This is a genomic window from Paenibacillus sp. MAH-35, assembly GCF_058135425.1.
The window spans coordinates 77,847-91,743 of sequence record NZ_JBYUPU010000007.1; the positions used below are offsets into that span (position 1 = coordinate 77,847).

The following is a 13,897-nucleotide window of genomic DNA, read 5'->3' on the forward strand; positions in this document are numbered from 1 at the left end:
TTTGTGCTGCGAATTGTTATTTTGTTCAGCATATTGGTTAAATTGTTCGGACTTTGCAGAAGCTTTCAGCCTGCCTGCGTTATTGCCCGTGTTATTCCCGACTGTCCGGAGCGTACAAAGTCTGAGCCCACCCTTCGGATTTGAAACCGTTGGCTGCATGTCGGGGGCTGACCTTGTACGGACTCCGGTCGGCGGGTGATGTTATTTGTTTTTGTACTCGGCGATGATCTTGAGCGATTCTTCTTCCGACTTGCGGAACGCGGTATTGATATCCATCTTTTGTTTCATGACCTGGTCCGCATATTTCGCATAATTGGCGACGATCGAAGCGTCGTAAGGCGCTTTTGCGGGAATCGGAGCGAATTTATTATGGAAGACGGCTTTGAGATTTTTGTTCTTAAACGGCGAATCCTGTCCAAGTGCTTTCTGAACGGCTTCGTTTTTCACGACCGGCATAATCCCTTTTTTGGACAGCTCCATTTGGAATTCGTCGGAAACCATGTACTTTAGCACTTCCATCGAGGCGTCCGGATTTTTGCTCAGCTTCGTAATGCCGAAGTAAAACGGATACGACTGGGAGCCGACTCCCGGCTGCTCCTTAAACGTCGGCAGCGAGACCATGTCCCAATTCAGCTTCTGAAGATCGTCGGGCAGCACGTAGACGAGACTGGACAAATAGGCGTACATGGCTACGTTCTGGTCCTTCAGGAAGTAGTTGATGTCCGGTACTTTGTTCGTCTTATCCAATTGCTCCTTGTATCCGGCATCCATATACGGATCGAGAAATACTTTTTGGAAAAACAACTTCCACTTCTCGTCCTTATTAATGGTCGGCGTTTGCGTTTTTAAATCCACATTCGGAACGGAAAACTGATTCATTCTCAACAGATGGTTCGCCGAGGTGGTAAACCCGTAGTATTGCGTACCGCCTTCGTTCCGGGTCAGTTTTTTGGACAGCTCGAGAATCTCGTCCCACGTCATGCCGTCTTTCGGATACGAAACGCCGAATTTATCGAACAGCGTTTTGTTGTAATACAATACCATGTTGTTCGTATGAACGGGGATGCCGGTCAGTTTGCCGCCAGACGAATCGCGAATACCCTGGATAACCGTAGGCTCGATTTTGGTCAGGTCCACTTTATGCTTTTTGACCAATTCGTCCATATCGATTTCGAGTCCGTTATCGAACATCATCGATTCATAGTTGCCGGTCGATATGAAGAAAATATCGAATTTGGTGCCCGCAGTCAGCAGCTCCGGCATCGTGCTGCCCTTCGTACTCTGAATATACTTGATCGTATAGTTCGGAAACTTCTTGCGGATCGAATTACCGAACCGAAAATCGAAGCTTTCAACTGGATCGCCGTTCGACGAGTAAAAGACGATTTCCGCCGGTTCGCCGGTTTTTGGCGCAGGAGCTGAAGGCTCCTCTCCGATATTGTTGCCTGCTGTTTGCGTACCGCAGCCTGCTGCTACAGTAGCAAGCAGTGCCGCCGATACGAGTGATGCCGCGCTCATTTTTTTAAACATTGGATATCCCCCTAATCTTCTTGTGTGGAATAAAACCGGTAGCTTCCCCGCCAGAAAACCGTTTTCCCGACAGGCAGCACATAAGCGTTCTCCATGATTTGCAAAAAGTACGACTTTCCGTATTCGTAAGTAAATGCAGCCGGCCGGTGTCCCGCAACATGCTCCATCGTCCCGAGACTGTAGCTCCGGTCCAGCCGGACTTCGAGCCGGTGGCGGATCGGCTGCTCATTCGCGGAAGAGATCAGCAGCCTGTCGATGTCCGGGTAATCCGGCAGCTTGCCAGAATCGCTGTTTGCCTTCACCGGACTTGACGATACGACGCGGTCTCCGGCCATGTAGGCGATGTCACCGTTCCACACGTAATTAACCGTCTGCAGCCCGTAATAACGGGTGATGGTGACATCCTCCAAAGCTTCGATCTCCGCATGTACCTGTACCCTTCCCCCCGATACGGAGTAAAGGATCGTTTCCTGCAAAATTTCGCGGCCGCGGCCGTCCTCCAGCTTCGTATTGTAACCTTGAATCCGGTTGACGACTCGCAGCTCGACCTGATCCGACGGAACGATGACCCCTTCCTGCAGCTCCACGCCGTCCGCCGTTACCTGAACGGACACCGTCCGGGCCGTCGCGGAGCCGGTATCGTTGCCGTTATAAGCGTGCGCGCCTCCCGTAAACTGTTCGGCGCTGCTACCCGTCCCGTTCCGGTTCGCTTTGACGTAATAAGGGCCGATCCAGTCGGACAGCGCATTCTGCAAGACGGAGGATGCCCGGTTCAGATCCGGATTCGCACGCTCCCCATCGTTTGCGGCAAGCCGCCACTGGGAGAAGCTGTACAGCCGGTTCGCGCCGGAATGATCGAATACGATCCACAGATCGTTTTCGCTTGAATATTTGTGAGCGATCGTTACTTTGCTGCCTTGCTTCAAAACGTACTGCATTAGCTCGGCGGGATTGTCTTTCTGATTACAGCCCGTCGGCAGAAGGATAAGAGTGATTAGCAGCCCGACCCTTATACCGGCTTTTGTAAACAATCGGCCGCCTCCCCCCTTCCCTGATTGTCGTCTCCGGGGGAACGCAACGCGTTTCCAGCCGGATCGTTCCGGCGTTCCCGGAAGTCACTAACGCCCCACAATTCCGTATGTCCGCAGCACCTCCTTCAACCGGTTCACCTCCCCTTCAATCTCGGACAGTGTCGCGCCGTTCGTATCGTCTACCGGGGCGAGGCTTCCCAGCCGGCCGAACGGTTTCCATAACGGGGCCGCATAAGTCACGGGACTCGTACCCTGGATCGCCGTCGCAAGCGGCGTTTCGAGCCTCACCTCGCTGCCGGCGATTCGGACGATTTTCCGCACCTGATTGCCTTCCGCGATCCGTATCCATTGCCCCGTCTCAAGCGGCGAGGCATCGCTTACGGTAATAACCGGTTGCCCCGCTTCGCCGGCAGCGCGTATGCCGCTCAGCGTCCCGGAGGTGCCCGCGGATACGGCTTTGCAGCCGACCGGCGTTACGCCGTCCTTCGAGTTCAGCCCGGTAATCCAGACGATATCTCCCGGCCTATACGTACCTGCCGCCGGAGGATAGACCGGTGATGTGAACACGAGCGGCCGCACATCGGTTCGGACCGACGGACTGAGCAGCAGCCACAATCCCCCCTGGTTCGTCCGGATCTGATTGCCCGTCACCTCGACGTCCGTGTAAGTCCCTTCGGCGTCGCTGATGCGGAACGAACAAAACCCCTTCGGCTCGTCGTACGTATCCGAAATCAGATTGCCGCTGATCCGCGCTCCGATTACGGTCGATCTTAACGCGATGCCGGCCCGGTACGATTCGACCTTTGTCGGATAATGACCGGCGTTCACGATCACATTGCCGGTAATTAATGCGTTCGAGACGACGCCGGCTTTCTGAAAGCTTCCGAGCTGGATGCCGGTGATCGGGGCGTTTTTGACAATATTGTTGCTGATCACGACGTTCCGAATATCAGAGTTGTGAGTGAAACCGATTCCGTAAGCCAGCGCCTGCATATCCGCTCTCGGCTCCAGCTCTTCCTCGAACACGATCGTATTGCCGGTAACCGTAATATTCTCGAAAAACGTCGAGTCGTTCGTCCAGCTTGCGCTCGCGATGCCGGTCGTCAGTCCCCGCTTGTGCCGCAGATTGGATAAGCTGATCGTATTGCCGCTCACGGTTATATTTTTCACCGGAAACGTCTTGTATGGCCCGATCTGGATGCCCTGATTGGCATTGCTGATCGTGTTGCCGGTAATCGTCATGTCGCAGCGGTCGTCGCTGCCGCTGACGTTGCCCGCTTGCAGATTGACACCCGTGTAATAACCGTCCATCACGTTGTTCGCTATCGTGCTCTGCCCCAAATGCGTCTCGATCGCTCCCCGCGCCTTCTGTCCCGGACCGGCATAAAACAGGCAATTCGCCACCAGATGATTTCTGCCGTTTAAGTAAATTGCGGAATTGTCGTACGTGCCATTGCCTTTGGCCATCACGAAATTGAAGTAACAGTTCGTAATCGAGGCGAGCTTGCCCGTGTCGCTGTTCAGCGAGATGGAGTTGACCCCGCAAGTCGGATCAAACTGCACGTTGTCGATCGCGATGTTCTCGTAGCGGTACGAAATGATGCAAAACTGAAAAAAGTATCGCGTATCCTTCCGGTCCAGATCGATGTGGCAAGACAAGTTGTTCTGCGGATTCTGATCGAACTTCAGATTGCTGATGCGGACGTTGCGCAGCGGTTCGGACGTGCTTCCGTAAAAAATCGCGAAATAGTCGCCGGCGTCGTCCTTCACCTTAATCACCGAGCTTGTTCCTTCGCCGAGCAAATTTACGTTGTCCTTGAGCTTGATCCATTTGCTCAAATACGGGGACACGCTATACGTGCCTTTCGGGAAAAAAACAGTGCCTCCGCCCTGAAGCGACACGGCGTCAATCGCGGCCTGAATCGCCGTGAAATCGTCGTAGCTCCCGTCCCCCTTGGCTCCGAACCATTTTACGTTTGTGTACTCGGTTTCTTTGATCCGTTTGTAGCGGACTCCGGATGCGGTGACCAGAATCGTTCCGTCGTTATCCCTGGAGACCGGATCGTCCACATCGCAATAAAAGTGACCTTCCCGGCCGGGATCGGTGATGTAATACACAAGCGACGGATCAGCTTCCCCCGTCATCGCCCTCAGTTCGTCCATGGTGGTCACCCTGGTGCCCTTCGCCTCCCACATCTCCGCTCCGCTGCCGTTAACCGCAGCTACGGAAACGCCAAGTATGGCAGCGGCCCCCGCCATGCCGAGTGAAGCGAGCAGCGTTCTTCGGCTGACGCGTTTCCCCGGCCCCGATCGTGTTTCTTCTCCCCGCTCCTTGTTTTCCTCAGACATTGTAAACTCCTCTTCATGTACGCGATGCAGGAGCGGCGATGCGTTGCAGATGGAAAGTCGGCATCTTCGCCCCATTATCGCGGAATCGCTTACAATCGTTATCATAACGGGAATGGAGCGTGAAAGCTTTATTCATACCTTCGCATTTTTTGTACTCAACTTTGTTGATTTGTTCGCATTTTTGGTGGTTTTGTTCGAGAGGATTTACAAGCCGATTGTGGAAATGTATATAACAGTTACGAGGGTACCGATTCATTCGCCAAGCAGACTGGCGGCGCTCCCGCCTTGATCTGACTTACCAGCAGGAAAGGAGTGGCGACGGATGGAGTTTCCGCGATACCGGATCAGACAGGAGATTGTGATTCATAAGCTGGTCACGTGTTACTATTTCGAGCTTGCCAAAAACTACTCGTTCGACGGCGAGAAGCACGATTTCTGGGAGCTGTTCTACGTGGATAAAGGCGAGCTGTGGATCGACACCGATTTCGGGCATTACGATCTCAAGCAGGGCGATTTGATCTTTTTCGAACCGAACCGCTTCCATGCTACGCGCAGCAACGGCAAGATCGCCCCGAACGTGTTTATCGTTTCCTTCGAATGCCGCTCGCCCAAGATGAATTTCTTCAAGCACAACCCGCTGTTCCGGCTGGCGGACCGGGAGAAAGCGATGCTGGGGCTGCTCATGAACGAGGGCGACCGGACCTTCGGCCCTGATCCCTCGAACCGGCCTACGAAGCGGCTTGTGCGCAAACCGAACGCCCCGTTCGCTGGCGAGCAGATGTTCGTGATGTTCCTGGAGATGCTGCTCATCCAGCTGATCCGCGGCGGCACGGAGCCGGAGTCCCGATCGGAGCTGCCTCCCTCGATATTAGAAAATCAGGAGACGGGTCTGGTCGACGAGATTATCCGCTACCTGGAAAACCATCTCGGCCAAGACATTTCGCTGGAACATATTTGCGACGAATTCGCCATCGGCAAGACGCGGCTCAGCATCCTGTTCAAGAAACAGACCGGATCGAGTCTGATTGAATACGCCAACCGGCTCAAAATCGAAAAAGCCAAAGCGTATATTCGCGAGGATAACTTCAACTTCACGGAAATCGCCGAACTGCTCGGCTACACCAGCATGCATTATTTCTCGAAGCAGTTTAAGCAGATGACCGGATCGTCGCCCTCGGAGTACGCAAAAATTTTGCAGGGGCGGATGTTTAAGCGGATATAGCGGGCAGGTGGGTGCGGGGCGGTGGAACATAAATCGTTTGGCAAAGTCGTCCGGACGGTTCTTGAGGTAAAAACATTCGCCTAACATAGGAACATCGCATTCCAATCACTAAGCGAAAGGACCTCACATTCCACGGCAAAGTGGAGGCGGAGGTCCTTATTCTCAAGCAAAACCGGTCCTTAGGCGGGGCTCAATAAACCGCAAAATGAAGTTTTGGAGCAGCCCTTTCTTCGGCTCGCCGCCTGCCCTACTTAGACGCCCCACTCCTTGCGGGCTTCCGCTAACGGCTTGGATGGCGTTTTGCCCCACGCGTAGTGCCCCTTCGGCTTTTTGCCGATCCAGCGCTCGTCGACCGGCTCGGAGGCCAGCTGGTAACGCGTATCCGCGCTGATCCGGAACCGGTCCGTCGTATTGTTCAGCGAAGCGTGCATCATGTACATCCCGAAAATGATCGCATCGCCCGCTTCGAAAGCCGTCGTAGCCCATTGCCCGCCATACTGGTCGACAATTTCGACCGGATCGTCGGAGAACCAGCCGGTGGCTACGTTATCGCGGTCGACGTCCATCTGGCCGTACGTTCTCTTGATTCTCTCGTAGCGTTGGGAATCCAGCAGCATCGCCAGCGTTCCCAGCTCCAGCGGAATGTTGCCGAACGGCGTCCACATCGTATAGACATTTTTCGTCCCGCGTCCCATATAGACAATGTCGTAATGAGCGCCGGTGTTGCCGCCTTTGGAGATTGCCCGCGGCCATTTGTAATCGTAAGTGAGCACAGGTCCGCCGAGAATGCGTTCAAAAAGCGCAAACACCTTCGGGGAGTTGACCACATTCAGAAAATGCGGGAACTCCGCTTGCAGCTCGTCGGCGCTTTTGCCCCACATGGCGCCTTTATTGCCGGAAGCGATTACCCCATCTTCCATCGGGGAGTCAGGATCAAGCTTGCCCTGCGCCTCCAGCGACCGGAGAAACTCCATTCTTGCCGCCAGCACCTCTTCCCGGTTATGCAAGCCGCGGATAAGCAAATAACCGTCTTCCTCCAGCCTTCTGCGAAGCGCCTCCGTATCGTCCCAAATCTCGTTCGAGCTGCGCAGCTCCGTCAAATATTTACCGCCCATCTCCAGCTCCCGGTTGCCGATCTGCACGTTCATCGTCGTTCCCCTTCCTTGTTCTGAAGTGTTCTTGCATACTCCAAGAATAAAGGAGACTCCGCAGGAAGTAGTTAGCCAAATCCGTACGCAATTTATTTAAAACCGTACCGGCATGCCGGGAACTACGGTTACGGGACGATTGTGCCGTTATGTAAATTTTGCTTCTGATTCAGAGCGCCCGAGCCGTCCAACTGCTCAAGGTTAAGGTAGGACTTTGACTTTAATCGTGAAAAAATCGATTTTTTAGCACGCTAATTGGACAAATAGTCCCACTTATTTTACTTTAACGGATTGCGGTCCGAGCAGCGCCTCGATCGCTTGAACCAATTGTGGAGAGGGCTTGATACTGTACTGCTCGCTTAAGCTTAAAGAATGCTTGCTCCGCTCGTAGAAAAGAATGACGCCGAACGGACCCTTGTGCTGCTGAAGCAACTGCTTCAGCTTACTCAAGCTTTGCGTATTTTCGTGAGCAGCGTCGATCTTCAAGAAAACGCATGGCCTTGAGCCTTCGGCTTGGCGCGATATTGGTTCAGTGCGCCAGCGCTGCGCGGTTTCTCGTGCACTGGGCTCGTCCAATGACGCAAGACGATCGGCCAGCAGCTTGATACCAGTGTCTTGTTGTTGCAGCTTGCCGCGAATAAGCATGAGGCATTCCTTTTGTACATGGCTTCCATATTGTTTCCAGATCTCCGGGAAAATGACAACCTCAACCTTTTCAATGCGATCCTCCAGTTCCATGAAAGCCATGGTCTGACCTTTTTGGGTGAGGAAGGTTTTGCAGGATACGATCATCCCCGCTATGGTCACCACGCTTAAGTCCGGCTCTTCCGCCAACTGATGAAGCGGCATGGCTTCAAGCTCGTGCAGCAGCGGTTCATAAGTGTCAAGTGGATGGCCGGAAGTAAACATACCGAGCAGTTCACGTTCCAAAGCAAGCTTTTGAAGCTGGGAAAAAGGAGGAACGTCGGGGTATTCGATCGTCCAATTCACCTCCTCGGTCAAGCCCAGCAAGTGCAGTTGCAGTTCCTCTCGCTCCTTTTTCCATTTCAGCGTCGCCTCAATCATCCGTTCCAGCACGGCCAACAGCTGCGCCCGGTGGCCGGGGAGAGAATCGAAAGCTCCTCCCGCAATCAAGGATTCGATCACCCTCTTGTTGCAAACCCGTAAATCCACCCTACGGATAAAATCAAGCAAATCTTTATACGGTGCGCCATTTCGTTCACGGATTATAGTTTCAATCGCCTGCGTTCCGACGTTTTTGATCGCGGCAAGCCCAAAGCGTATCGCTCCTGCGACGGTATCTTCGTTAAGAGAATCCGCGTTCAAGCCAACGACGTTTTGCTCTTCGCTGCTTCGACGCGGACGGACAGGAGCAAACGCCTCTTTGCTCTCGTTCACGTCGGGAGGCAGCACCGCAATCTTCATCCGCCGACATTCATCGACATATTCGGCCACCTTGCGACGGTTGCCCATGACAGACACAAGTGTTGCCGTCATGAACGGCACGGGATAGTGCGCCTTCAGCCAAGCCGTACGATAAGTCAAAACAGCATAGGCTGTTGCGTGAGAACGCGGAAAGCCGTAGTCGGCGTAGCGCACGATCATGTCATACACCTTGTTGGCATCGGCCTCGCTATAGCCCTCGCGCAAGCAGCCGCGGATAAAATGAGTGCGTTCTTCGTTCAGCACCTCGTGCTTCTTTTTTCTAACAGCGCGCAGCAGCAAGTCGGCCTCGCCTAGACTGAATCCCGCCATCTTGGAGGCAATATGCATGATCTGCTCCTGATAGAGGATAATCCCGTATGTATCGCGCAAAATCGGCTCCAGCGACGGATGGGGATACTCCGTCTCCATTTCTCCGTGTTTGGTCTTCATAAACTTAGGTATAAATTCCATCGGACCCGGCCGGTACAATGCGCTGACAGAAATAATGTCCTCAAACTCCGACGGCTTCATTTCTTGTACCACCCGTCGGAAGCCGATGGACTCCAACTGGAAAACAGCCGCCGTCTCACCGCGGCACAGCATCGCATATGTAGCTGGATCATCTTCTGGCAGCTTCCGTAAATCAATCTCAATGCCGTCCCAATCCCGAATCAAGCGCAATGTACGCTCAACTACTGAGAGCATGCGCACACCGAGAAAATCCATCTTCAGTAATCCAATCGCTTCCAGATGCTCCATCGGATATTGCGTCAAAGCGATCCCCTCCGCCCCCTCTTGGAGCGGCACGTACTGGGTGAGCGGCTCGCGGGAAATAACGACGCCTGACGCATGCGTGGATGCGTGACGGGGCAAACCTTCGACTCGCATCGCCATGTCGAGCAGGTCAGCGGTTTTGGGTTGTTTGGCTGACAGCGCTTTCAGCTCAGGAATGACCGTAAGCGCCTCCGGCAGCGTAATTCCGAGATGGTCGGGGATCATTCTGGCAGCCCTGTCAACATCGTTATAAGGCAGATTCATTGTTCTTCCGACATCGCGCAATGCGGCCTTCGCTGCCATCGTACCGAATGAGATGATCTGCGCGACATGGTCTTTGCCGTATTTCTCCGCTACGTAAGCGATCACCTCTTCCCTCCGCAAGTCGTCGAAATCGATGTCGATATCCGGCATCGATACCCGCTCCGGGTTCAGAAAGCGCTCGAACAACAGGCCGTACCGGATCGGATCGACATCGGTAATGTTCAACGTATAAGCTACGAGACTTCCGGCAGACGAGCCCCGCCCCGGCCCGGTGGCGATACCGTGCTCATGGGCGAAGCGGACAAAATCCCAGACGATCAGAAAATAGTCGGAGTACCCCATTTTTTCAATGACTGTAAGCTCGTACTGCAATCTTTCCTCTATCATTCCCCGATAAGAAGCATCAACAGTAACGCCACCATCATCCTCTTGACGTTCCTCCCGGCTCCAACCGTATCGGGCGGCGAGCCCCTGCCGACACAAATCGGCCAAATACACTACGGCGGTTAACCCTTCTGGTATCGGCCGGAACGCTGGCGAAATCGAGCCGCCGAATTCCAGCTTCAGATTACAGCGGTCAGCCACAACGGCCGTATTGGCCAAAGCCTCAGGGACGTGAGCGAACAACCTGAGCATTTCTTCACCGCTTTTCAAGTACATTTGATCGGTCGAAAAACGCAGCCTGTCAGTAGCATCCACCGTCTTTCCGGTGCCAATGGAAATCAACACATTCTGGACCGCCTGATCCGACGCCTCAATGTAGTGAACATTGTTCGTAACGATTAATGGGATTCCGGCTTCCCTGCTCAACTCAATCATGTCGCGCATCACTTTCTTTTGCTCGGTCAGCCCGTGATCCTGCAATTCCAGAAAGAAATCGTCACCGAATATATGCCGATATCTTTCGGCAGCCAGCTTCGCTTCCTCGCGCCTTGCATGAAGTAAATGCTGAGAAATCTCCCCCTCGAGGCAGGAGCTTAAGCAAATCAAGCCTTCTGCATATTCCGCCAATCGCTCTGCATCAATACGCGGTTTGTAGTGAAAGCCCTCCAAATGGGCGATCGAGACCAGTTTCATTAAATTTTGATAGCCCGATTCATTTTTGGCAAGCAGGATTAAATGGTAAATCGGCTGATTCTGCCGGTTTCCTTTGTCGCGTATCGAGCCTGCCGTAAAGTATACTTCACAGCCGATGATCGGTTTGATTCCCCGCTCCGTGCACGCCTTGTAGAATGGTACCGCTCCATACATGACGCCGTGATCGGTTAGCGCAAGCGACGTCATGCCAAGCTCGGCCGCATGGCTGGCCAAATTTTCGATGCGAGCCGCCCCATCCAGCAAACTGTATTCACTATGCACATGCAGATGCACAAAACGTTCCCGTTCCATACATACCTCATCCCTATCTTATTTTCTATCATGCTTATGTCGTTCAGCTTTTTAGGTATGTTCGGTGAATACGGTTACCCCATTGCTCATCACACTATTTCCAAAATCACGTCTTCAAACGTTAAAATAAATCCATTTCCATTTTATCGCACATATGTTCGGTAGTAAATATTTAACAGGAAGTAAAATACAACAAATCCCTTTCTAAATCTTCTGCCCTCTCGATTGGCTATCCAGGGGATGCGATGACTGGGTGATAACAAAGCAAAAAAGGACAGCCGGTTAGCTATCCCTTTTGACCAGTTATTTCAGTTGGTAAATGATTGCAGCTGTTCAGCCCATCCATCGGCCGTGCTATACCCTTGCTTACGTGCAAATATCCTGAAGCGCTTCCTCTATGCGGTTATAGCGAAAAACAAATCCGTGCGTTTGCAGCCGCTCCGGGATGACCCAACGGCTCTTCAGAATGAGCTCCGTTTCGGTCCGGATGATAAAAGCTCCCGCTTCCAGTAACCATCTCGGGGAAGGCAGACCCATCCGTTTGTTCATGGCCCGGCGCAGCTGATGCATGAATTCGCGGTTTGGAACCGGGTGCGGAGCAGCACAGTTGAATACGCCCTCCAGCTCCTGATGGTCCTTGATATACATCACGATTCGGTACACATCCTCCACATGCACCCAGCTGAACATTTGATTCCCCGGCCCCAGCGCGCCTCCCAGACCGAACGCGACCAGGTTCCGGAACGGCCGCATGACTCCGCCGTCCTTCCCGAGCACGATAGCGATCCGCAGCGCCGCCTGTCTCGTCTTCGGAAGCGAAAACGAGAAAAACGCGTCCTCCCAGGCCAGCGCGACATCAACGGAAAAACCGGTACCGATCTCCCCGTGTTCTTCCGTCATCGGCCGGTCTTCCGCGTGTCTGTATATCGTTGCCGTACTGGAATTCAGCCACAGCGGAGGCGGATTGCCGCATGTCAGGAGCAGCTCCCCCAGCAGCCGTGTGGTTTCGGTCCGGGAAGTTCGGATCTCTTCCTTATTCCTGGAATGATACCGGCAGTCCACCGATTTGCCCGCCAGATTGAGGAGCAGCTCCGCACCTTCCAGCGCCTCCTTGATCCCAGCCAGATCGCTCCACGCAATATGCCCGGGTCTCCGCGAAATGATCTTTACCTCGTAACCTTGAGCCGCAAAACGCCCTGCGAAATATGTCCCGATAAACCCGGTTCCGCCAGCCAGCACAATCTTTTTGTTCAAAGTCTCCGCCCCCGTCCTTCTAAGCTCCCGCGATTTCCTAATCATAGCTGTCTTTCGAACCGTCCAGTAGTTCTATTTTTTGTAGGTCCCGCTTCGAAAGGCATGTCCCACGGTGGCGGAGGCGGCATACTAAGTCGGGATCGCCGGCTTCAGGTCGTCAAATTTTTTCCGGGAACTGAATTAAATTCCCCGCTGCCCGGAACGAACGGGTACTTATGCTTGATCGCATCGGTTAACACGACGCCTAGTCCCGGCTGCTGCGGGGGCAAAACGTAGCCGCCTTCCATCCGGAATGAATCACGGACGATCTCGCTGTGCAGCCCGGCATAATCGGGCGGAATTTCCAAGATCAGCGTATTGCCGCTGGCGAAGCCGCAGTGGATGTTTTGCATCAGACAACCGCCTGCCCCCCAAGCGTGGGTAGCGATTTTGCGTCCGCTTGCTTCCAGCATCGCCGCTACTTTCATGAATTCGCCGAGACCGCCGGTAAAAGCCGCATCCGGCTGTCCGACATCGAAGCAGTTCAGATCGGTAAACATTTTCCATTCACAGCTTCCGGTCAAACATTCGCCGCCGGCGATCGGAATCGTCGTAGCCCGGCGCAGCTCGGCATAACCGGCCGCGTCCGTATAATGCAACGGCTCTTCGAAAAACAGCAGATCGTACGGCTCGAGCGCCTGCAGCACTGTAACGGCCGTATCGAGATCCCATGTACGGGTCGGGCTGTTGCCCATATGGCCGTCAAGCATCAGCTGAACGCCGCTTCCGACATGTTTGCGGACGAATTCCATTTTGTCTGCCTCAAATTCGGCGGTTTCTCTTTTCGATTGCGGCATCTGCCAGCCGCCCCCGGACGTATCGAGACAGCCCGCGCCCAGCTTCACTCCGTTGAAGCCAAGCGATAAATAATGATCCAGTTTTGCCGCCAGCTTCTCTTTCGGGTAATTGCTTGGGCCCCCTGTCGCATAACAGGGAAGACGGTTGTACTTTTTGCCACCAAGCAGTTCGTAGACCGGCAGCCCGTACATTTTTCCTTTCAAATCCCAAAGAGCCGCCTCGATCCCGTTCAGCACAGAAAGACCCATGCCGACTCTGCACCAGAAGTTGCCGCAATGATACATCCGCCGCCACAGCTCGTCGATATTATCGACGGATTGACCGATCAGGATCGGTTTGAAAAAATCGACGATCGCCGGCACGCTCTCCGGAAAAAAGTAGCCGATGTACGTCTCGCCGACGCCAACCAGCTCCGTATCGGTTACAATCTCAATAAATGCAGCGCTGCGCAGCCGGCGCGACTCGCTTAAAAACGGATCGTTCGTGCAAGGTCCCGTCAGGAGAACCGTGCGAACATCAGAAATTTTCATAACGCTTGCTCCCTCTCTCCCGCCTTCAATGCGCGTGGTCATCATTCCGTCAGAAACTTGGCCGAACGGCCCCGGATTTGTATGACCTTGCTGCTTGGTTACGAGCAGCACATGATCAGCTCCGCTAAACGCACACGTTCATGC

The 13,897-nt window shown here is 53.7% G+C and carries 8 protein-coding genes; 1 reads left to right on the forward strand and 7 read right to left on the reverse strand.

The window, feature by feature from the left end; all coding sequences use genetic code 11:
* Window positions 1-201 precede the first annotated feature (201 nt).
* The 3 genes from AC3Y2E_RS09820 to AC3Y2E_RS09830 form a co-directional block, all read right to left on the reverse strand.
* Window positions 202-1,530 (reverse strand): ABC transporter substrate-binding protein, encoded by a 1,329-nt coding sequence (locus tag AC3Y2E_RS09820; RefSeq protein WP_379209603.1) that lies wholly within the window; start codon window positions 1,528-1,530, stop codon window positions 202-204.
* An 11-nt stretch (window positions 1,531-1,541) separates the two neighbouring features.
* Complete coding sequence (locus tag AC3Y2E_RS09825; protein ID WP_379209605.1) at window positions 1,542-2,561, reverse strand: hypothetical protein; 1,020 nt, start codon at window positions 2,559-2,561, stop codon at window positions 1,542-1,544.
* An 87-nt stretch (window positions 2,562-2,648) separates the two neighbouring features.
* Window positions 2,649-4,910, reverse strand: coding sequence for a glycosyl hydrolase family 28-related protein (locus AC3Y2E_RS09830; protein WP_379209607.1), 2,262 nt, complete (start codon window positions 4,908-4,910; stop codon window positions 2,649-2,651).
* 322 nt (window positions 4,911-5,232) lie between these two features.
* On the opposite strand from AC3Y2E_RS09830, the gene AC3Y2E_RS09835 reads away from it, so the two are divergent.
* A complete protein-coding gene (locus AC3Y2E_RS09835; protein ID WP_379209609.1) occupies window positions 5,233-6,132 on the forward strand; it encodes a helix-turn-helix domain-containing protein in 900 nt (299 codons plus the stop codon).
* 251 nt (window positions 6,133-6,383) lie between these two features.
* Here AC3Y2E_RS09835 and AC3Y2E_RS09840 read toward each other — a convergent pair whose 3' ends face one another.
* The 4 genes from AC3Y2E_RS09840 to AC3Y2E_RS09855 form a co-directional block, all read right to left on the reverse strand.
* The gene (locus AC3Y2E_RS09840; protein ID WP_379209611.1) at window positions 6,384-7,280 is read right to left on the reverse strand and encodes a phytanoyl-CoA dioxygenase family protein; all 897 of its coding nucleotides are present in this window, start codon (window positions 7,278-7,280) and stop codon (window positions 6,384-6,386) included.
* Between the two features lie 273 nt (window positions 7,281-7,553).
* On the reverse strand, window positions 7,554-11,132 hold the full coding sequence (locus tag AC3Y2E_RS09845; RefSeq protein ID WP_379209613.1) for a DNA polymerase III subunit alpha: 3,579 nt from the start codon (window positions 11,130-11,132) through the stop codon (window positions 7,554-7,556).
* A gap of 366 nt (window positions 11,133-11,498) precedes the next feature.
* Entirely contained in the window at window positions 11,499-12,386 is an 888-nt protein-coding gene (locus AC3Y2E_RS09850) for a TIGR01777 family oxidoreductase (RefSeq protein WP_379209615.1), read from the reverse strand.
* Window positions 12,387-12,535: 149 nt separating this feature from the next.
* The gene (locus tag AC3Y2E_RS09855) at window positions 12,536-13,753 is read right to left on the reverse strand and encodes a mandelate racemase/muconate lactonizing enzyme family protein (protein ID WP_379209617.1); all 1,218 of its coding nucleotides are present in this window, start codon (window positions 13,751-13,753) and stop codon (window positions 12,536-12,538) included.
* Window positions 13,754-13,897 lie beyond the last annotated feature (144 nt).

Bases quoted from the DNA above. Each gene is read 5' to 3' on its own strand.
- AC3Y2E_RS09835 (WP_379209609.1), top strand. From the start codon at position 5,233: ATGGAGTTTCCGCGATACCGGATCAGACAGGAGATTGTGATTCATAAG.
- AC3Y2E_RS09840 (WP_379209611.1), bottom strand. From the start codon at position 7,280: ATGAACGTGCAGATCGGCAACCGGGAGCTGGAGATGGGCGGTAAATAT.
- AC3Y2E_RS09820 (WP_379209603.1), bottom strand. From the start codon at position 1,530: ATGTTTAAAAAAATGAGCGCGGCATCACTCGTATCGGCGGCACTGCTT.
- AC3Y2E_RS09855 (WP_379209617.1), bottom strand. From the start codon at position 13,753: ATGAAAATTTCTGATGTTCGCACGGTTCTCCTGACGGGACCTTGCACG.
- AC3Y2E_RS09830 (WP_379209607.1), bottom strand. From the start codon at position 4,910: ATGTCTGAGGAAAACAAGGAGCGGGGAGAAGAAACACGATCGGGGCCG.
- AC3Y2E_RS09845 (WP_379209613.1), bottom strand. From the start codon at position 11,132: ATGGAACGGGAACGTTTTGTGCATCTGCATGTGCATAGTGAATACAGT.